Source organism: Caulobacter sp. FWC2 (assembly GCF_002742625.1).
Lineage (GTDB): Bacteria > Pseudomonadota > Alphaproteobacteria > Caulobacterales > Caulobacteraceae > Caulobacter.
Genome location: NZ_PEBF01000001.1, coordinates 4,854,529 through 4,874,125, shown reverse-complemented (window position 1 = coordinate 4,874,125; position 19,597 = coordinate 4,854,529). Strand labels below are relative to the sequence as shown.

General features: G+C 68.8%; 20 protein-coding genes. 9 read left to right on the top strand and 11 right to left on the bottom strand.

Annotated features, from left to right (window positions below; genetic code table 11):
* The first annotated feature begins 31 nt into the window (after window positions 1–31).
* The 8 genes from CSW62_RS22985 (at window position 32) to CSW62_RS22945 (ending at window position 9,350) form a co-directional block, all read left to right on the top strand.
* Window positions 32–673: a TetR/AcrR family transcriptional regulator gene (locus CSW62_RS22985; RefSeq protein ID WP_099581803.1), complete on the top strand. Its 642-nt coding sequence runs from the start codon at window positions 32–34 to the stop codon at window positions 671–673.
* Entirely contained in the window at window positions 670–1,683 is a 1,014-nt protein-coding gene (locus CSW62_RS22980) for an HlyD family secretion protein (protein ID WP_099581802.1), read from the top strand. Before CSW62_RS22985 ends, CSW62_RS22980 begins: the two co-directional genes overlap by 4 nt.
* The gene (locus tag CSW62_RS22975) at window positions 1,680–2,615 is read left to right on the top strand and encodes an ABC transporter ATP-binding protein (RefSeq protein WP_099581801.1); all 936 of its coding nucleotides are present in this window, start codon (window positions 1,680–1,682) and stop codon (window positions 2,613–2,615) included. Before CSW62_RS22980 ends, CSW62_RS22975 begins: the two co-directional genes overlap by 4 nt.
* Window positions 2,612–3,775, top strand: coding sequence for an ABC transporter permease (locus CSW62_RS22970; RefSeq protein WP_099581800.1), 1,164 nt, complete (start codon window positions 2,612–2,614; stop codon window positions 3,773–3,775). Before CSW62_RS22975 ends, CSW62_RS22970 begins: the two co-directional genes overlap by 4 nt.
* A gap of 337 nt (window positions 3,776–4,112) precedes the next feature.
* A complete protein-coding gene (locus tag CSW62_RS22965; protein ID WP_099581799.1) occupies window positions 4,113–5,336 on the top strand; it encodes an OmpA family protein in 1,224 nt (407 codons plus the stop codon).
* 499 nt (window positions 5,337–5,835) lie between these two features.
* A complete protein-coding gene (locus CSW62_RS22955) occupies window positions 5,836–7,725 on the top strand; it encodes a ribonucleoside-diphosphate reductase subunit alpha (RefSeq protein WP_099582427.1) in 1,890 nt (629 codons plus the stop codon).
* A 190-nt stretch (window positions 7,726–7,915) separates the two neighbouring features.
* Window positions 7,916–8,902 carry a lipid A-modifier LpxR family protein gene (locus tag CSW62_RS22950; protein ID WP_099581798.1) on the top strand — a complete coding sequence of 329 codons (987 nt, stop codon included), beginning with the start codon at window positions 7,916–7,918 and terminating at the stop codon, window positions 8,900–8,902.
* A 106-nt stretch (window positions 8,903–9,008) separates the two neighbouring features.
* Entirely contained in the window at window positions 9,009–9,350 is a 342-nt protein-coding gene (locus tag CSW62_RS22945) for a hypothetical protein (protein ID WP_099581797.1), read from the top strand.
* 6 nt (window positions 9,351–9,356) lie between these two features.
* Here the strand turns inward: CSW62_RS22945 and CSW62_RS22940 are convergent, their stop codons facing one another.
* The 5 genes from CSW62_RS22940 to CSW62_RS22920 all read right to left on the bottom strand — a co-directional run bounded on the left by CSW62_RS22940 (window position 9,357) and on the right by CSW62_RS22920 (window position 14,196).
* Window positions 9,357–9,992: a DUF2799 domain-containing protein gene (locus CSW62_RS22940; RefSeq protein ID WP_099582426.1), complete on the bottom strand. Its 636-nt coding sequence runs from the start codon at window positions 9,990–9,992 to the stop codon at window positions 9,357–9,359.
* Between the two features lie 146 nt (window positions 9,993–10,138).
* On the bottom strand, window positions 10,139–11,401 hold the full coding sequence (locus CSW62_RS22935) for a patatin-like phospholipase family protein (protein ID WP_099581796.1): 1,263 nt from the start codon (window positions 11,399–11,401) through the stop codon (window positions 10,139–10,141).
* 9 nt (window positions 11,402–11,410) lie between these two features.
* Window positions 11,411–12,094 carry a hemolysin III family protein gene (locus tag CSW62_RS22930; RefSeq protein WP_099581795.1) on the bottom strand — a complete coding sequence of 228 codons (684 nt, stop codon included), beginning with the start codon at window positions 12,092–12,094 and terminating at the stop codon, window positions 11,411–11,413.
* 127 nt (window positions 12,095–12,221) lie between these two features.
* Window positions 12,222–12,992, bottom strand: a complete 771-nt coding sequence (locus tag CSW62_RS22925) for a sulfite exporter TauE/SafE family protein (RefSeq protein WP_099581794.1) — start codon at window positions 12,990–12,992, stop codon at window positions 12,222–12,224.
* 37 nt (window positions 12,993–13,029) lie between these two features.
* The gene (locus tag CSW62_RS22920) at window positions 13,030–14,196 is read right to left on the bottom strand and encodes an MFS transporter (protein WP_099581793.1); all 1,167 of its coding nucleotides are present in this window, start codon (window positions 14,194–14,196) and stop codon (window positions 13,030–13,032) included.
* Between the two features lie 96 nt (window positions 14,197–14,292).
* Here CSW62_RS22920 and CSW62_RS22915 point away from each other — a divergent pair, with 96 nt between their 5' ends.
* A complete protein-coding gene (locus CSW62_RS22915) occupies window positions 14,293–15,219 on the top strand; it encodes a LysR family transcriptional regulator (protein ID WP_099581792.1) in 927 nt (308 codons plus the stop codon).
* 123 nt (window positions 15,220–15,342) lie between these two features.
* Here the strand turns inward: CSW62_RS22915 and CSW62_RS22910 are convergent, their stop codons facing one another.
* The 6 genes from CSW62_RS22910 to CSW62_RS22890 all read right to left on the bottom strand — a co-directional run bounded on the left by CSW62_RS22910 (window position 15,343) and on the right by CSW62_RS22890 (window position 19,519).
* Window positions 15,343–16,389, bottom strand: coding sequence for an aspartate-semialdehyde dehydrogenase (locus tag CSW62_RS22910; RefSeq protein WP_099581791.1), 1,047 nt, complete (start codon window positions 16,387–16,389; stop codon window positions 15,343–15,345).
* A gap of 97 nt (window positions 16,390–16,486) precedes the next feature.
* The gene (locus CSW62_RS26260; protein ID WP_143324468.1) at window positions 16,487–16,564 is read right to left on the bottom strand and encodes a hypothetical protein; all 78 of its coding nucleotides are present in this window, start codon (window positions 16,562–16,564) and stop codon (window positions 16,487–16,489) included.
* A 43-nt stretch (window positions 16,565–16,607) separates the two neighbouring features.
* A complete protein-coding gene (locus CSW62_RS22905) occupies window positions 16,608–17,318 on the bottom strand; it encodes a CPBP family intramembrane glutamic endopeptidase (RefSeq protein ID WP_099581790.1) in 711 nt (236 codons plus the stop codon).
* A 43-nt stretch (window positions 17,319–17,361) separates the two neighbouring features.
* Entirely contained in the window at window positions 17,362–18,432 is a 1,071-nt protein-coding gene (locus CSW62_RS22900; protein WP_233206762.1) for an AraC family transcriptional regulator, read from the bottom strand.
* Window positions 18,433–18,442: 10 nt separating this feature from the next.
* Entirely contained in the window at window positions 18,443–18,775 is a 333-nt protein-coding gene (locus CSW62_RS22895) for a hypothetical protein (RefSeq protein ID WP_099581789.1), read from the bottom strand.
* Window positions 18,776–18,847: 72 nt separating this feature from the next.
* Window positions 18,848–19,519: a glutathione S-transferase family protein gene (locus CSW62_RS22890; protein WP_199170678.1), complete on the bottom strand. Its 672-nt coding sequence runs from the start codon at window positions 19,517–19,519 to the stop codon at window positions 18,848–18,850.
* Window positions 19,520–19,597 lie beyond the last annotated feature (78 nt).

Genomic DNA, 19,597 nt, shown 5'->3' with positions numbered 1-19,597 from the left:
ATGACTTCTGGGTCATTAGAGGCGAGCGACCATGCAGGCCGGAAATCCCAGGTGGCGTCGACGCGCCGAGGCGCGGCCGGGCGAGATCGTCCAGGCGGCGTTCGAGGTGTTCGCGGAAAAGGGCTTCGCCGCGGCCAAGCTGGATGAGATCGCCGCCCGGGCCGGGATCTCGAAGGGCGCGCTCTATCTCTATTTCGAGACCAAGGAGGATATCTTCCGCGCTGTGGTCCGCGAGGCGGTCGTGCCCAATCTCGATGCGGTCGAGTTCACCCTCGACAACGCGGCCATGCCGTTCCCCGATCTGCTCCGCATGCTGTTCGTCCGCCTGGCCCTGATGATCCAGGCCTCGCGGATCGGCGCGGTGGCCAAGCTCGTCATCGGCGAGTCCCGCAACTTCCCGGAATTGGCGCGCGTCTGGCACGACGAGGTCGTCAGTCGCGCCCTGACGGCCTTGACCAAGGCCTTGGCGAGAGCTCAGGCGAGAGGGGAGGTCCGGATCGGCGACCCGCACCTGCAGGCCTTCAGCATTATGGGGCCGATCCTGATGGGCATGATCTGGCAGGAGACCTTCGCGCCGATCGGCGCGCCGCCGCTCGATGTGCACGGCCTGATAACGCAGCACCGCGAAACGATCCTGGCCGGTCTGGCGCCCCAGGTCGTCATGCTGCCATGACGCCCGCAAGCCATCCGCCCTTTGGCCGCATCGTCGCCGTGGTGGCGGGCATCGGCCTGGCCGGGTTCCTCGGCTGGCGGCTGCTGGGTCCGGACGCCCATCGGCCGCACGGGCTGTCGGGCTATGTCGAGGGCGAGACGCTGTATGTCGGCGCCGCGAACGCGGGCCTGGTCAGCGCCGTGGCCGTCCAGCGCGGCGACCGGGTCAAGGCGGGCCAGCCGCTCTTCGCCCTGGACGCCGCCCAGCTGACCGCCGCCCGCGACCAGGCCGCCGCCCAGGTGGCGGTCGCGCAGGCCCAGCTGAGCGACGCCGAGAAGGGCCAGCGCCCGCAGGAACTGGCCGTCTATGACGCCGAGCGCGCCGCGGCCGAGGCTCAGGTCCGCCAGGCGGAGGCCGACTATGGCCGCATCGCGCCGCTGGTGGCCAAGGGCATCTACGCCCCGGCCCGGCTGGATCAGGTCAAGGCCGCGCTGGACGCCGCCCGCGCCACCGCCGCCGCCGTGGCGCGGCGCAAGGATGTCGGGACGCTGGGCGCGCGGCCGGACGCGGTGAACGCCGCGCGAGCCTCCGTCGCCTCGGCCCAGGAGGCTCTGGTCGCCGCCCAGTCGCGGCTGGACCAGATCAGCCCCAAGGCTCCGGTCGCGGCGCGAGTGCAGGACGTCTTCTACCAGCCCGGCGAATGGGCCGCCGCCAACCAGCCCGTGGTGGCCTTGCTGTCCGATGACCGCGTTCGGCTGCGGTTCTTCGTCCCCGAGGCCGAGGTGGCGCGGTATCGGGTCGGCGCGGCCATCCGCTTCTCTTGCGACGGCTGCGGCGCCGAGCGCGCGGCGCGGATCAACTATGTCAGCCCCCGGTCGGAGTTCACCCCGCCGGTGATCTACAGCCGCGAGGCCCGCCAGCGGCTGGTGTTCCTGGTCGAGGCGCGGCCGGAGACCGGTCCGGCCTTGGCGCCCGGACAGCCGGTGGACATCGTCCCGCTGGAGGACATGTCCAAGGTGGGCGGCCCATGACCGACCTGGCCGTCGATGTCCGGGGGCTGAACAAGTCGTTCGGTCCGCGCCACGTGGTCCAGGACCTGGCGATCCAGGTCGGGCGCGGCAAGATCACCGGCTTCCTCGGTCCCAACGGCTCGGGCAAGACCACCACCCTGCGGATGCTGTGCGGCCTGCTGACCCCCGACAGCGGCGAGGGCGAGGTGCTGGGCCTGGACTTCCGGCAGGACGCCGAGGCCGTGAAACGGCAGACCGGCTACATGACCCAGAAGTTCTCGCTCTATGAGGACCTGTCGATCGAGGAGAACCTCGACTTCGTGGCGCGGGTCCACGAGCTGGACGGCCGACGCCAGCGGGTGAAGGACAGCCTGGACCGCCTGGGCCTGACCGCGCGCAAGAAGCAGCTGGCCGGCAGTCTTTCCGGCGGCTGGAAGCAGCGCCTGGCCCTGGCCGCCGCCATCCTGCACGGACCCAGGCTGCTGCTGCTGGACGAGCCGACCGCCGGGGTCGATCCCAAGGCGCGGCGCGAATTCTGGGACGAGATCCACGCCCTGTCGGCCGAGGGTCTGACCGTGATGGTCTCGACCCACTACATGGACGAGGCCGAGCGCTGCCACGACATCGCCTATATCGCCTACGGCAAGCTGATGGCCCGGGGGACCGCCGATGAGGTGATCGCAGGGAGCGGCCTCGTCACCTTCCGGGCGGAAGGACAGACCGGCGATGGCCTGGGGGCTGATCGCCTGGCCCAGGACCTGGCCAAGGCCCCCGGCGTGCTGATGGCCGCGCCGTTCGGGGCGGCGCTGCACGTCAGCGGGACCGACCGCGCGGCGCTGGAGGCGGCCATCGCGCCCTATCGCAAGCCGCCGCTGGAATGGACCGAGGTCCAGCCGACCCTGGAGGACGTATTCATCCGGCTGATGGACCAGTCGTCGGACAATTTCCAATGAGCGCCCGAGGCGGCGGGGGGAGGGGTCTTTCCGGCGCCCGCATCCTGGCGGTCTTGATCAAGGAGTTCATCCAGCTCACCCGCGACCGGCTGACCTACGCCATGATCCTGGTCATGCCGATCGTGCAGCTGCTGCTGTTCGGCTACGCCATCAACAACGACCCGCGAAACCTGCCGACGGCGGTGCTGGTGCAGGACCAGGGGCCGATGGCGCGCTCGACCCTGTCGGCCCTGGTCAATAGCGGCTATTTCGAGATCGTCCGCACCGCGACGTCTCCCCAGGAACTGGACGCGGCCGTGGCGAGCGGGCAGGTGCAGTTCGCCCTGACGATTCCCGCCGGCTTCACCCGGCGCGTGGTGCGCGGCGACGACGCCCAGATCCTGGTCGAGGCCGACGCCTCCGATCCTGTGGCCACCGGCGGCGCGATCGCGGCCCTGGCCAGCCTGCCGCGCACGGCGCTGTCGCGGGATCTCGTGGGCGCCGTGGCCTCGAAAAGCCAGGGAGGCCTGGGCGGCGATCCGTTCGAGGTGGTGATCCACCGCCGCTACAATCCTGAAGCCATCACCGCCTACAACATCGTGCCGGGCCTGCTGGGCGTGATCCTGTCGATGACCCTGGTCATGATGACCGCCCTGGGCGTCACGCGGGAATATGAGCGTGGCACCATGGAGAGCCTGCTGGCCACGCCGGCCCGGCCGGTCGAGGTGATGATCGGCAAGCTGACGCCCTATGTCGCCGTGGGCGTGATCCAGACGGTGGTGATCCTGGTCCTGGCCAAGGCGCTATTCGCCGTGCCGATGGCGGGCGGCTGGCTCGCGCTCGCTCTGGGGGTGCTGCTGTTCATCGTCGGGTCGCTGGCGCTGGGCTTCCTGATCTCGACGGTGGCCCGGACCCAGCTGCAGGCGATGCAGATGTCGTTCTTCTACATCATGCCCTCGATCCTGCTGTCGGGCTTCATGTTTCCCTTCCGGGGCATGCCGGCCTGGGCCCAGGCCCTGGGCAGCGTGATACCGGTGACACACTTTCTCAGGGTGGTGCGCGGCGCCTTGCTCAAGGGACTGGACGCAGCGCAGCTATGGCCAAGTCTCTCCGCGCTCGGATTGTTTGTCGTGGTGATCGCCGGTCTGGCCATGGCGCGGTACCGAACCACTCTGGACTAGGGTCAAGTTGGTCGATGACCTGACGCAAGAGGTTAAAATGTGCGGTTTTTGGGCGACGCTTCGCGAATGCTTGACTGTTTCCCGCCTTGAAGCCCTTGCGCGCGACCTGTTCACGTGCGAACCCAACGAAGCTGACGCTTATCTGCAGTGGATGTCGGTGGGCACGCTCGGAAGTAGATTTCTGAGGGGCGGTCTTGTTTGGCTTTCCTGAGCAAAGGGCAGGAGGGCGAAACCTGACGAGTGTGTCTTTGCTGACACTTTCCCGTGGCGTTCGCCTTGGTATAACAGTGCTCGGTCGGTATCCGGCCTGGGCAGGGCAATAGAGGGCTCTTCAACGATGAAACTCAACCTCCTGGCAGGAGCTGCTCTGGTCGCGGTGTTCGCCGCGTCGGGCGTTTCGGCCCAAGAGACCGGCTGGTACGGCGCGGTCGACCTCGGCTACCACTGGCCGCAAGCGCTCGGCTCGCAGTCGAGCCAGACGCTGCCGGATGGCGAATTCGCTCACTGGTCGTGGAAGTCCGAGAAGGACTGGACCGGCTTCGTCCGCCTTGGCTACCAATTCAACCCGCACGTTCGCGCTGAAGTCGAAGGCGGCTATCGCCCCGGCGATCTGGTGAGCGTCCGCGGCCCGGCCGTGCGTTCGCCGATCGGCCTCTGCACCCCCGGCGTGTCGCGCACCCCGGCTGCCCCGACCTGCGGCTCGCCGAGCGGCTCGATCGACGCCTGGACCCTGATGGCGAACGTCATTTATGACTTTGCTCCGGACGCCTGGCTGAACCCCTTCGTCGGCGTCGGCGTCGGCATCAACCGTCTGGACGTCAAGGCCCTGGGCCAGTTCAGCAACGTCCCGACCGTTGCGGCTTTCCCGCCTGCCAGCGGCCTGACCAACCCGGCGATCCAGAACCTGACGGTTGACGACGACGATGTCGCGTTCGCCTACCAAGGTCTGGCCGGCGCCTCGATCAAGGCGACTGACAAGCTGAAGATCGACGTCACCTACCGCTACATCACCGGCGCTCAGCACAACTGGTCGTCGACGGGTTCGAACTTCATCCAGCCGGGCGCCTTCAAGGGCCAGTACAAGGACCAGTCGCTGACCGTGGGTCTGCGCTACTCGTTCGCGTCGCCGCCCCCGCCGCCGCCGCCCCCGCCGCCCCCGCCGCCTCCCCCGCCGCCGCCTCCCCCGCCTCCCCCGCCGCCGCCGCCTCCGCCGCCGCCGCAGTATGAGGCCCGCGAGTTCATCGTGTACTTCCCGTTCGACCAATCGGTCCTGACGACGGAAGCGCAGTCGGTGGTTTCGGAAGCCGCGAAGTACTCGAACGATGGTCACGCGACCAAGATCGTCGTCGTCGGCCACACCGACACGTCGGGTTCGCCGAAGTACAACGCCAAGCTCTCGGAACGCCGCGCCAAGGCCGTCGCTGACGCCCTGGTCTCGCAAGGTGTCCCGGCCGCCGTGCTCGGCGTCGACTGGAAGGGCGAAAGCGCTCCGGCCGTCGCCACCGGCGACGGTGTGAAGGAACCGCTGAACCGCCGTTCCACGATCTCGATCAACTTCTAAGATCGAATCGACTGAAGACTTGGGAGGGCCCGGCGGCGACGCCGGGCCCTTTCTCTATGTCGGCGCCTGGCCTGCTTCATTTGAGCCGTCTGGCGCCGCTTGGCGGCGGGGCGGCCGACCCCATATCTGACCCGAAGGCCCGGTTTCCGGGGCTTTCGCGGTGGTCGCGCGAGAGGCGAGCGCGCGAGCGCCCTCCACCGCGGGCCACTATCCCTTGTGGCCCTCCTGTTAATGAACGCTGTTGTCCGGGGGCGGATGTCCTGGAGCGTCTTGCGGCGTCCTGTCGCGGGTGAAAAAAGTTCGGCTAGGCAACCCCTTGTCCCGCCTACGCAACTTGCGCCCGTTCACAGGTTGTTAACGAAAAACTCGAGCTCGGGCCGTTGACGAGTCATTCACCACTGTGGCCCCATATGTGGGTTGAGGGGGCTCCTCAGCCACAAGATATAGCGGCTGAGCCGGGGCATTCCCTTCTCCGGACCACGCTGATTGAGCAATGGATTTGGTCATGAACGGCAGTGAAGCGGCGAAGACGAGCGTCCGAAACGAGGCCCGACTGGCGGCCATCAAGCCCGCCAAGCGCCCGCAGCTGGCGCTAGTGCAGAAGGTGCAGGTCGATCGCTCGCGTGACGCCCTGCTGACCGATTTCGGCAAGACCACCCTGGAAGACCGCTACCTGCTGCCGGGCGAGTCCTATCAGGACATGTTCGCCCGCGTGTCGACGGCCTTCGCCGACGACGCCGAGCACGCCCAGCGCGTCTACGACTATATGAGCCGCCTGTGGTTCATGCCGGCCACGCCGGTGCTGTCGAACGGCGGCGCGGATCGCGGCCTGCCGATCAGCTGCTTCCTCAACGCCGTCAACGACAGCCTGGACGGCATCCTGAGCGTCTGGAACGAGAACGTCTGGCTGGCGGCCAACGGCGGCGGCATCGGCACCTACTGGGGCGGCGTCCGCTCCATCGGCGAGAAGGTCAAGGGCCAGGGCCAGACCTCGGGCATCATCCCCTTCATCCGCGTGATGGACTCGCTGACCCTGGCGATTTCGCAGGGCAGCCTGCGTCGCGGCTCGGCCGCCGTCTATCTCGACATCCACCACCCGGAGATCGAGGAGTTCCTCGAGATCCGCAAGCCGTCGGGCGACTTCAACCGCAAGTCCCTGAACCTGCACCACGGCCTGTCCATCACCGACGATTTCATGCACGCGGTGCGCGACGGGACTAAGTTCGGCCTGCGCTCGCCCAAGACCAACGAAGTGCTGCGCGAGGTCGACGCCCGCGCCCTCTGGCAAAAGGTCCTGGAGCTGCGTCTGCAGACCGGCGAGCCCTACCTGATCTTCTCCGACACCGTGAACAAGGCCATGCCGTCGTTCCAGCGCGAGCTGGGCCTGAAGGTGCGCCAGTCGAACCTGTGCAGCGAGATCATGCTGCACACCGGCACCGACCACCTGGGCCAGGAGCGCACCGCCGTCTGCTGCCTGTCGTCGGTCAATGCCGAGACCTATCTGGAGTGGCGCGACCACCCGACGTTCATCGAGGACGTCATGCGCTTCCTCGACAACGTGCTGCAGGACTTCATCGACCGCGCCCCGGACGCGGCCTCGACCGCCGCCTACGCCGCCATGCGCGAGCGCTCGGTGGGCCTGGGCCTGATGGGCTTCCACAGCTTCCTGCAAAGCCAGAACGTTCCGTTCGAGAGCGCCCTGGCCAAGAGCTGGAACATGCGGATGTTCAAGCACCTGCGTCGCGAGGCCGACAAGGCCAGCCTGGCGCTGGGCGAGGAAAAGGGTCCGTGCCCTGACGCCGCCGATCGGGGCTCCAAGGAACGCTTCTCGCACAAGCTGGCCATCGCCCCGACCGCCTCGATCTCGATCATCTGCGGCGGCACCTCCGCCGGCATCGAGCCGATCCCGGCCAATATCTACACCCACAAGACCCTGTCGGGCTCGTTCGCGGTGAAGAACCCCTATCTGGAGAAGCTGCTCGAGGAAAAGGGCCACAACACCGACGCGGTGTGGGGCTCTATCCTGGAACAGGAAGGCTCGGTCCAGCACCTGGACTTCCTGAGCCAGGACGAGAAGGACGTCTACAAGACTGCCTTCGAGCTGGATCAGCGCTGGGTGGTCGAGCTGGCCGCCGACCGCACGCCGGAAATCTGCCAGAGCCAGTCGGTCAACATCTTCCTGCCGGGCGATGTCGACAAGTGGGACCTGCACATGCTGCACTGGCAGGCCTGGGAGCGCGGCGTGAAGTCGCTGTACTACCTGCGCTCCAAGTCGGTGCAACGCGCGGCCTATGCCGGCGCCGAGGACAAGGTCGCGGCGGTCCCGGGCGCGGGCGGCTTCGACGTCCCGGAAAAGACCGACTACGACGAGTGCCTCGCCTGTCAGTAGGCTTGGCCCGTCGGTAAGTCCGGCGACCAGAACCTGTGAACATGACGGCGGCGCGAGATATCGCGCCGCCGTTTCACGTTCCGGGAACCCAAGTCTGTCACGAAGGGTTCAGAGCCTGTGCGTTTTCGCCGCGATGGACACGCGGCGAAACGGGCGTAGGCTGGGTGTCCGATAGGATGGGGAATCCGTGATGCGGGTCGCTGGGGAGCGTACCGTTTTCTGCCTGATGGCCGTGATCGCGGCCATGGCGGCTGGCCATGCCGGCGTCGCCTGCGCGGCTGTGAAGGCCGGCAAGGCCACCAAGGCTGACGCAGCCACGCCCGAGCCCGCAAAGCCCATATCCTTCCAGGTAAAGCCCGAAAGCCTGCGTCCGCTGGATCCCGCGAGCGCTACGGGTTTCGCGGTCCGCGATCTCGACGAGCCCGAGGGTGAGGTCGGGGGCGGTTTCGCGCTGTCGCCTGCCGCCGCCCTGGCCGGCGACGCCCGCATCCTCGACGCCGATCGCTTCTATGCCGGCGCGGGTCCCGTGACCTGGCGCTCCAACGCCTTCAGCCACCAGTCCCAGGCCGGCGGCCCGATCGACTCGGTGCGCGTCTCGATGGCCGGGACGGCCCCGACCGCCGCCTACGCCCCATTGACCCTGGCCCGCCCAGACAACGACGACGCCTATGCCCTGCGCGAGGTTGACGTGACCGTGACGCGCGGCTGGCCCTCGGCCGTGGCGCTGAACGGCCGCACGTTCGCCCTCGACATCACCCCGCACGCCGGGCTCGGCTATGGCGCCGCCGGCGGCTCGGCCGAGGCCGGCGCCACCGTGCGCCTGGGCAAGAAGAAGAACATGGGCGACCGGGTGACCAATGCGCTCGGTGTCCAGGACGGCGCGAGCTTCGGCGATCGTGGGCGCTGGTACATCTTCGCCGCCGCCAGCGGCCGGGCCGTGGGCCTGAACATGCTGCGCGGCCAGAACGGTGACTGGAGCCGCGCGGGCCTGACCCAGGACACCACCAGCAAGCTGATCGGCGACAGCCAGGCCGGCGTCGCCTGGCGCCGCGGCCCGATGCAGGCGTCGCTTGGCTATATCCACCGCGCGATCAAGGCCCGGGAAGGCATCATGGGTCTCGCCACCCAGAAGGACGACGTGGTAGCCCTGTCGTTCAGTCTCAAGCCCCAGTGGTAGGCGCGCTCAAGCTGCTAGCGAGCGGACCAAAGGCCTATTAGGCTTGTGTTCCGGGCCGCTTTCATGCAGCTAGCGCCGTCTCTTCCACCAGCCGCCAAGCGAGATCATGAGCGATAGCGAGCCCCCGCGCCGCAAGACCCTGAGCCTCAAGAGCGCGGTCGCCGCCCCTGGCGGGCCGCCGCCGCTCGAGCGCATGGTCAAGCCGTCGGCCCGCGCCACCGTGTTCACGCCCCAGGCCGCCGCCCCGCCTCCGCCGCCAGCCCCGCCGCCGACCGGCGACTGGAAGTGCAAGCCCTGCGGCACGCGCTTCGATCCGCCGGCCGAACTGGCCGACGAAGACTCGGTCCGCTGCCCCTCCTGCAACGCCCGCCTGGGCCTGGCCTCGGACTTCCGCGCCGATCCGCCGAACCTCGAAAAGCTGCGCGCCCGGCACCTGAAGAAGGCTTAGAGGTCGTCACCAGCCGCCATAGCGGGGCGAGAACAGCGCTCTGAGGTCGTCGACCTCGCGTTCCGCGTCGCGGATCGCCGCGTCGGCGCGGCGGCCGTCCTCGATGGCCTCGCGACGTTCGCGACGCAGTCGGTTCAGGCGGTCCCGCAGCTCGCGAATCTGCGCGTCGGTGAGCTTGGGATTGCGCAACTCGTCCTCGACCCCGTCGGCCTGGCGGGCGCGCTTGTCAGCCCGCGCGTCGGCCGAGCTGAGATCCGACCGCGCCGACTCCAGCCGTTGCGTCGCCGCGTGGACCCGCTCGCCGTCCGCGTAGCCCCCCAGGAATTCAGCCTCGACCGGCGGCGGGCATACCCCGGCATAGCGCTTGCCCTCGCGGCCGACCCGGAAGCCGTTCGGTTCGGTGCAGTAGCGCTTCAGCCCGTCGGCGCGCGCCGCGAAATAGGGAACGGGGTCCGGCGTCACCCCGACCTTGGCGCAAGCCTTGGCGTGGTCGTCTAGGCGGCTCATCGGCCGGCCGTCCATCCCGTCGTCATAGCCGACCGCGCCCCAGTTCCCGCTCAGGCATTGCTCCTTGCTGAGGGTGGCGCAGCCGACCGTGGTCAGCGCGCCGGCGACGACAGCTCCGACGACAAGGCTTCGCATCGATAGGCTCGGCATTGGAAAGCTCCCCTGGAGCATTTTCCGACGAAGTGGGTACCGGTTCGTCGTCAGAAAATGCGTAAAGTGTCAGGGAGCTTAGAGCTTGGCCGTATGAACCGTGGCTGAACGATGTTCGGCGGTCGGGGCGGCTAAGGCTCCAGCGGAGCCTCTATGCCGACAGGGCCGGGTTCGTCGCGGATGATCACCCCGGCGCCCGCCGCATTCGACTGTCTCTTGAAGAGGCCGCGCCACAGGCTCTGCTCTTCCACCGCGCTGGTCCAGACCGTGCCGTCCAGCGCCTGCTGATGGCCAGCGTCGTAGATGCGGCGCATCAGGTCGGTCTCGAACTTCAGCAGGTTGGTCCCCTCGAAGCTGTTGGGGATCGACGCCACCGAGAGCGGCAGGTTGTGGCGAGAGCAGAAGCCGGCGGCCAGACTCAGCGCCTGGCGGTACGAGAACCGCAGCATGGTGTCGAAGCTGCGAGCCATGATCGAGGCCACGCCCGGCGGGGTCGACTGGGTCGAGGGATCCAGCACGGTGTTGACGATCACGTGCACCCGGCCGCGGCGGAAGCGGGGGCCAAGGTTGCGCCAGTGCAGCAGGGCGTCGGGCATCAGGAAGAGTGGCGCGGCCACCCCGCCGTCGACGTGCATCTCCTGGTGATGGCGGCCGTCGACCTCGACGTCGATCAGCTTGGGCGGGAAGATCCCCGGCACCGAGGACGAGGCCACCAGAAGGGTGCGGAACAGCTTCAGCGCTTCGTCGCCGCCGTGGTTGGCGATCTCGCCCATGTCCCAGACCACGGCCCGCTGGCTGTCGAGGTTGGTGGTGGCGATCAGCAGGCGACGGCCCTTCAGGTGTTCCAGCGCGACGGCGTCGACCATCTCCTGGTCGACGAAGGCCTCGACCAGGGCGTCCAGGCTCTCGCCCTTGAAGATGCTGGGACCCAGGGCGGTCCCCAGGCGGCGGAAGCTGAGCAGCTCGGCCGCGTGGCCGCCGACATAGGCGTCGGTCAGGCGCTCGTCCCAGTCCGAGCCCAGGAAGGCCAGGGGCGCGATCAGCGCCCCGGTGCTGACGCCGGTGACGATGGCGAAGTCGGGGCGGCGGCCCGCCTTGGTCAGGCCGGTCAGCACCCCCGCGCCATAGGCGCCGCCGGACGCGCCGCCGGACAGGGCCAGGATGTTGAACTCGTCGCGGCCGATCAGCGAGCGCAGCGGGGCCAGGCGGTCGGCGGCGCTCTTGAGGGCGTCGTCGGCCTGGTCGACCGAGAGCCGCACGCCCGGAAAGCCCAGGGCCTCGACATGGCGCTCGGACGTCGGGGCGGGCAGGCGCTTGCCGCGCAGCGGATCGGTGGCCTTCCTGTCCTTGAAGAAGCCTTGCAGGCTGATCTTGCCGTTCGGGTCCTTGTCCAAGGCTGTCCTCTAGCGCGCGCCGGCCAGCACCACGCCCACCAGGACGGCCGCGTAGTGCAGGCCCGCGCCGCCGATGACGTGGCCGTGCCAGATGGCGCGGCGGAACTTCAGGCGGCGCATCAGGTAGAAGATGGTGCCGGTGGAATAGACCAGGCCGCCGATGGCCAGCAGCAGCAGGGCCACCCAGGACAGGCCTTCGATCATCGGCTTGATGGCGACCAAAACGAGCCAGCCGAGGGCGAGGTAGAGGCCGACCCAGAAGCGCTTGTCCAGGCCCGGCAGGAACAGCTTGGCCAGCACGCCGGCGCCGGCGACGGTCCACACCGCCGTGGTCATGCCGATGGCCCACCAGCCGTGCAGGTTCTGGGTGGTGAAGGGCGTGTACGAAGCGGCGATCATCACGAAGATGCCGGCGTGGTCGAAGCGGCGCAGCAGCGGCCGCCAGCGGGCCTTGGCGAAGTTGTAGGCGGTCGACAGCGACAGCATCAGGATCAGGCCCACGGTGTAGACGCTGACCGCGGCGACCTGCTTCAGGTTGCCCGCGCCGAAGGCCAGGCCCAACAGGATGCCGCCGCCCAGCAGGGCGCAGGCCAGGCCCGCCAGGTGCACGATCAGGTCGGCGCACTTGGCGGCCGGGGTCGGATAATGCGTCGCGACCTCGGCAGCGATGATGTCGGTCGTGGTGGTCGTCATGTCCCGCCCAATGCGAAATTCAGTACGTCCGAACGGTAGGATCGTTCCGTGACATATAAGCGTCGATCTTCGTGGCCGCGAAAGGGCGTGGGCGACACGATCGCGGGAAAATCAGCGACGCCGGGCCTTAGAAGAAAAGACCTCTGGCCCCGTCGAACACCAGCTTGCCGCCGACCGCGACCAGCAGGACGTAGATGACCTTGTAGAAGCCCTCGGCGGGCACCTTGCGCACCACCCAGACCCCGCCCCAGGTCGAGGCGATGGCCAGGGGCAGCAGTACGCCGGCGGTGGCCAGCACCTTGGGCGTGAACTGGCCCAGGGCGATGTAGGCCGGCACCTTCATCCAGTTGACGACCGCGAAGAAGATGGCGCTGGTGCCGATGAAGGCGTCGCGCGGCAGGCGGCGGGGCAGGACGTAGATCTGGAAGGGCGGGCCGCCGGCGTGGGCGATCTGGCTGGTGAAGCCGGCCGCCGCGCCGCAGATCGCGCCCAGCCAGGGCCGGTCTGGAGCCGCCTCGACCTGGGCGGCGGCCTTGACGGCGCGCTCGGCCCACAGGCGCTGCAGGGCGAAGGCGACCGAGATCAGGCCCACGGCCAGCTCGACGGCGGCCTCCTTGACGAAGGCGGCCAGGGCCCAGCCCAGGAAGATCCCCAACGCCGCGGCCGGCAGCATCAGGATCAGCAGGCCCTTGTCCCAGCTCTTCCGGAAGGCCCAGACGCTGACCACGTCCTGGACCAGCAGGATGGGCAGGGTGATCGAGGCGGCCACGACCGGCGAGACAGCCAGGGCCATCAGCGGTACGGCCACCACGCCGATCCCGGCGAACCCGCCCTTGGCCAGGCCCAGCAGGATCACGGCGGGAATCGCCACCGCGTAGAAGAACGGATCGGTCAGCATGGGCCGGTGCTTAGCAGCAAGCCCGGCCCCTGCCTATTCAGGCCAGGACCGGACCCGTCCGTCGCTCCAGGCGCAGGCTGAAGGCGGCCAGGGCCAGCGCCGACAACGGCACCACGGCGGCGACCAGGGGCACGGCCGACAGGCCCGGGCCGTGGTCGATCACCGCCCCGCCCAGCCAGGCGCCGAAGGCGTTGCCCAGGTTGAAGGCGGCGATGTTCAGGCTGGAGGCCAGGCCCTGGCCCGCGCCGCCGGCCTGGCTCAGCACCCGCATCTGCAGCGGCGAGACGGTGGCGAAGGCGGCCGCGCCCAGCAGGAAGGCGGCGATCACAGCACCGACCTGGCTATGGAAGGCGAAGGCCGAGGCGCCCATCACGAGCGTCAGCAGGACCAGCGTGCCAGCCAGGGCCGCGTTCAGGCTCTTGTCGGCCCAGCGGCCGCCCGCCAGGTTGCCGGCCACCAGGCCCGCGCCGAACACCAGCAGGATCGGCGAGACGGCGGCCTGCGAGAAGCCGGCCAGCTCTGTCAGGATCGGCTGGATATAGGTGAAGACCGCGAACACGCCGCCAAAGCCCAGCACGGTCATGGCCAGGCCCAGCTGCACCTGCCGGCGGGCCAGCACGGCGAACTCCTCGCGCAGCGGCGCGGGTTCGGCCGTCTCTTTTGCGCTCGGGACCAAGGCGGCGAGGACGACGAAGGCCAGGGCGCCGACGCCGGCCACGGCCCAGAAGGCCATCCGCCAGCCGAAGGCCAGGCCCAGCCACGCGCCGAACGGCACGCCCAGCAGGGTGGCCAGGGTCAGGCCGGTGAACATGATCGAGATCGCCGAGGCCTTGCGCTCGGGCGCCACCAGCGAGACGGCGACCAGCGATCCGACGCCAAAGAACGTGCCGTGCGCCAGGGCGGTCACGAGCCGCGCGCCCATCAGGATGCCGTAGGTAGGGGCGATGGCGGCCAGGATGTTGCCCAGGGTGAAGATCGCCATCAGCACCAGCAGGGTGGTCTTCTTCGGCAGGCGGCGGGTGGCGATGGTCAGGATCGGCGCGCCGACGAAGACGCCCAGGGCGTAGCCGGTCATCAGCAGGCCGGCGGTGGGGATCGAGACGCCGAGATCGGCGGAGACCTGCATCAGCAGGCCCATGATGATGAATTCGGTGACGCCGATGCCGAAGGCGCCGACGGTCAGGGCATAGAGGGCGAGGGGCATGACGGCTCTCGTATTGGGTTCGGACCCCCAGATAGCGCCGGCATGTTCGATGAATTAGATTGGATGAAGGAACTTTACTTGTGAAATGAGGGCACAATGGCGCGCTCGGAGATCAATCGCTCGGGGGAGATGGAGGTCTTCGCCCGCGTCGTCGAGGAAGGCGGCTTCACGGCCGCCGCCAAGGCGATGTCGATGACCCCGTCGGCGGTCAGCAAGCTGGTGGCGCGGCTGGAGGCGCGGCTCGGCTCGCGGCTGATCAACCGGTCGACCCGCAAGCTGCAGCTGACCGCCGAGGGCCTGACCTTCCACGAGCGAACCCTGCGGGTGCTGGCCGACCTGGACGAGGCCGAGCGCTCGGTCGCCGCCTGCGCCGTGCCGCGCGGCCGGCTGCGGATCAACGCCAATGTGCCGTTCGGCCTGCATCACCTGCTGCCCCTGGTCCCGAAGTTCACGGCCTTGAACCCCGAGGTCCAGGTCGACGTGACCCTGACCGACCAGATCATCGACCTCCTGGACGAGCGGACCGAGCTGGCGATCCGGGTCGGGCCGATGCGGCCCTCGCAGCTTGTCGCCAAGAAGCTGGGCGACAGCCGCACCGTCCTGGTCGCTTCGCCCGACTATCTGGCGCGACGCGGGACGCCGCAGCATCCTGACGACCTGGCCGATCACGACCTGATCACCTTCAACTTCTCGCGCCAGTGCGACGAGTGGCCGTTTAAGATCGAGGGCGAGCGGGTGTGCTATCCGGCGCTCGGCCGGGCCATGGTCGGAGACGGCGAGAGCGCCACGCACCTGGCCCTGGCCGGGCAGGGGATCACCAAGCTCGGCATCTTCCACATCGTCGACCATATCCGGGCGGGCCGGCTGGTCCCGGTGCTGGACGACTTCAATTCCGGCGAGCTGGAGACGGTCAGCGCCGTCTATGTCGGCCATGCCGGTCCGCTGCCGGCCCGAGTGCGGGCGTTCATCGACTTCCTGGCGGCGGAGGTCGATGTCGACTGGCCGATGGGGCGAGCGGTCTAGAGCATTTTCCGACGAAGTGGATACCGGTTCGTCGTTAGAAAATGCGTCAAAACAAAACGCTAGAGCATTTCTCCGATCCAGTTGGATCGGAAAATGCTCTAGCCGCCCGCCCCTCAGCGAGCCCTACGCGTCCAGCATCACTTCGGCGATCTGCACCGCGTTCAGGGCCGCGCCCTTGCGCAGGTTGTCGCCGACCACGAACAGTGCAAGGCCATGCGCGACGGTCGGGTCCGGCCGGATGCGGCCGACGAACACCGGATCCTGGCCGGTGGCGGCCAAGGGGTTGGGAACGTCGTCCAGCACGACGCCCGGCGCGGCGGCCAGCAGGGCCGTGGCCTCGGCCACCGACAGCGGGCGCTCGAACTCGGCGTTGATCGACAGCGAGTGGCCGGTGAACACCGGCACGCGCACGCAGGTGCCGCTGACCGGCAGGCCGGGCAGCTCGAGGATCTTGCGGCTCTCGTCGCGCAGCTTCAGCTCTTCCTCGGTATAGCCGTCCTCGCCCAGCACATAGTTCAGCGGCACGACGTTATAGGCCAGCGGCACGGCCCACTTGCGGGCTTCCGGCAGGGGCGCGGCGTTCGGCGACTGGGCCAGGCCGTCGAGATCCCCGGCCGCGCCGGCGCGCAGCTGCTCGGACAGCACCTGGATGCCCTCGACCCCGCCGCCTGACGCGGCCTGGTAGGTGCTGACGGTCAGGCGCTTGAGGCCCGCCTTGTCATGCAGCGGCTTCAGGGCCGGCATGGCGGCCATGGTGGTGCAGTTGGGGTTGGCGACGATGCCCTTGGGAATGTTGTTCAGCGCGTGCGGATTGACTTCGGCCACCACCAGCGGGACGTCGGGGTCCGAGCGCCAGGCCGAGGAGTTGTCGATCACCACGGCGCCGGCCGCCGCCGCCTTCGGGGCCAGCACGCGCGAGGTTTCGCCGCCGGCCGAGAAGAACACGATGTCCAGGCCGGCGAAGTCGGCCGTCGCGGCGTCCTCGACCACCACTGACGTCCCCTTGAAGTCGATCTTGGTCCCTGCCGAGCGGGCCGAGGCGAACAGGCGTAGGCCGGCCAGCGGGAAGTCCCGCTCGGCCAGCAGTTCGCGCATCATGCCGCCGACGAGGCCGGTGGCGCCGACGACGCCGACGTGGGGCGGATTGGTACGGGAAAACTTGAAGCTCACGGGTCTACGTCTCCTGGTGTGGGGAGCGCGGGGAGCTTTCAGTCTCGTGAGTGAGAGCCGGCCCCGCGCATCGGCGGGGCTGGTTCGAGGATGCCGCTTAGATCGCGCGCATACCCGCCGCCCCACCGAAGCGGGTCGTTTTGCGGGTAATAATTTTAGTCGCGGCGAAGGTCATCGGCGGCGCTTCTAGCGAGGAAGCGCCGCCACGTAAAGCCGCTTTAGAGGAACAATGATGCCGCATTGCCAAAGTTGTGCATCAGAACGGGCAATAAAATGCTCCCCGTGCGTAGGCGGACCCAGACCGCGATCAGCGAGGGACCGGCGGTCAGGGCGAAGATCAGCGGCTCGAAACCGACCTTGCCGTGCGAGACCCCCAGCGCGTGGGCCAGGCCGAACAGGGCGCAGGACAGCAGCGCGCCCCAGCCCCAGTCGACGCCCAGGACGCGCACTCGGCCGGTGAAGGCCTGCCCCAGGACCAGCAGCAGGACGCCGCGATAGAAGGCCTCTTCCTCCAGGCCCGGCATGGTCAGCTGGAAGGCCAGGGTCTCGGCGGTGTTGGGCTCGTTGGGAAAGGCCAGGGCCAGGCCGACGAACAGCAGGCCATATAGCCCGGCGACGATCAGTGGGGCCTTCAGGTCGGCCTGGCGCAGGGTCAGGCCGCTGCGCGTCCACCCCAGGGCGGGCAGGGAGGCCACGGCCAGCGTGTCCAGCAAGGCCAGGAGCTTGCCCTCCCAGTTCCAATGGCCGGGGATCAGGTCGGGCAGGCGGCCATAGAAGCGGGTCAGCAGCGCATCGTTGAGCAGCACCAGCCCGGCCGCCGCCAGCAACCAGCGCGGCGAGAACTGCTCGCGCCGTCCCAGCAGCCCGATCAAGCCGCCCGCGCCCAGCAACAGCGCCAGCACCAGGCCGATCCCCATGAGTCCGTCCATGAAACCCCTCCGCAGATGATGAGAGGGCTCTAGCGGCGGCGGCTCAGGCCGGCTCCTCAGAAGGCGGCGGATCGTTCCTCGGAACCCGGCCAGATGCGCGGAAAGCGCTGGGCGGCCGGCCCTCGACGGCCTGGAAGGCGCGGTTGAACGAGGCCAGGGAGGCAAAGCCACTGTCCAGGGCGATGGTGATCAGCTTGTCGCCGGCATGGGCGGGATCGGCCAGGCGCCGGCGGGCCTCGGCGACGCGGGGGACATTGAGGAAGGCCCGAAAGTGGTCGTGGCCCAGGCGGTGGTTGATGAAGGCCCGCACTGTCTTCTCCGGCGCGCCCATGCGGCGGGCGAAGTCGGCGAAGGTCAGGTCGGGCTCAAGATGGACCCGCTCGACCTCGATCAACACCCGCAGGCGCTCGGCCAGTCGCGCCTCGTCCCCGGAGGCGGGCAGGGCAGCGGGCAAGACCACAGGCGCGGGCGCGGCGAGGGGCGGCGAGACCGGCAGCAGGCGCAGGGCCAGCCAGGCGCTGAAGGCCAGGAAGACGGCGTTCTGGACGATGGTGAAGGCCGGCGGCCCCCAGTCCAGGCCCATGACCAGATCCACCAGAAAGTCGGCCAGCAGCTGTCCGGCCAGCAGCACGACGACCAGCACCCGGGCGCGGCGGCTCTCCTCGACCAGGTCGCCCTCGCGGTCGCGAACCAGCCGCCAGGCCAGGTAGCCGATCATCGACAGGCCCAGCGCGATCAGCAGCCAGGACAGGCCCTTGCCCTCGACCGCCGGACCCAGCAGGCCGCGATCGGCGCTGGCGATCGCGATCCAGGCCAGGCCCGCCGCCAGCACCCCGCCGCGCGGCCGGAAGGTCGGATCGAAACTGGCCAGGCAGAACCACCACAGGAAGGCGGCCGCATAGCCGGCGATCAGCGCGCCGATGTGGCCCAACGGTCCGCCGAGGCGCAGCGCCGGGTCCGGCGTATTGCCGGCCAGGAAGCCCGCCAGGCACACGGCCATCGGCGCGAAATAGACCGCCAGCCGCCGCGTGCGCGGCTCCCGCGCCAGCAAGGCCGCCAGGAACAGCAACAGGGTCGCGCCGGCGACGCGGACGACGACGTCGAGCTGCTCCATCACCGGGTGCTCAGGCCGAGGGACGTCCGCGGATTATCCACCAGGTCCCGGTCAGGGTCTGGGCCAGCAGCGCGGACAGTAGGGCCGGGATGACGAACAGCGCCGCGAAGGTCAGGGCGCCGCACGAGCCGGTGATCACGCCCGGCAAGCCTTGCGACAGATAGGGCGGTAGGCTGTGGTCCCAGGCCAGGGCGCCGACCCAGCTGAGTCCGCTGAACACGACCAGGATCACCACCAGCCAGACGCTCTTGCTTGGCCGATACTTGCCGGATTTGAACTCGTTGTAGTGCGGACGCAGCATGCAAAGGGTCATGACGCCCATGATCGTCAGCAGGAATTCCATGCGACCCTCCGGAGTGGACGGCCGACCGTAACCCAGGGTTGGTTTTCGAAGGCTTAGCGCGCGATGGACGCGTCACGCCTGCTGCCCCAGTCGCTCCCAGCCTTCGAAGAATGGAAACCGCCGCTCCCAGAACCCCGTCAGCCTCGGATCGGCGTCCACCCGCTTCACCACCTCGCTCATCCTCGGCGCGGCCTCGTAGAACCGCACCCGGCGCGGGCCCCAGCGGCTGACCACCGTGACGTAGAGGTCCAGCACGCTCAGCTCGTCGCCCAGCAGATATCGACCCGGCGTCAGCTGGCTCTCCATCATTCGCCAGCAGTCGAGGATGCGCTCGGCGGTGGCGGCTTTCACGCGGGCCTGGGTTTCGGGGTCTTCGCCCACCAGGCGCGACGGGTCATCCCGCACCCAGAACAGCGAATAGATCGAGGCCGGGATGAAGGTCATCCAGCGCAGGAACTGGGCCCGCGCGGGGTCGTCGATCCCCGGCGCCAGCCGCGCCGCCGGATAGCGGTCGGCCAGCCAGATCAGCATTGCGGCGCTCTCGGTGATCGTCTCGCCGTCCGGAGTGACCATGGCGGGAATCTGCTTAAGGGGATTGATGGCGGCGACCTTGGCCTGCTCGGCCTCGCCCTCCCAGGTCGGGGCCTCGATCACCTCAAAAGGCAAGCCGATCAAGGTCATGGCCGCCTCGACGGGGACGCCGCCCGAGCCGAGGGCGCTGAAAATCGTGAACGGTTTCTCCACAAATCATCCCCTATGTTGTGGGCGTGACCCATTGTCACACTAAATGTAGTGGGTCACTATCAGGGTGCGTCGGGCGTC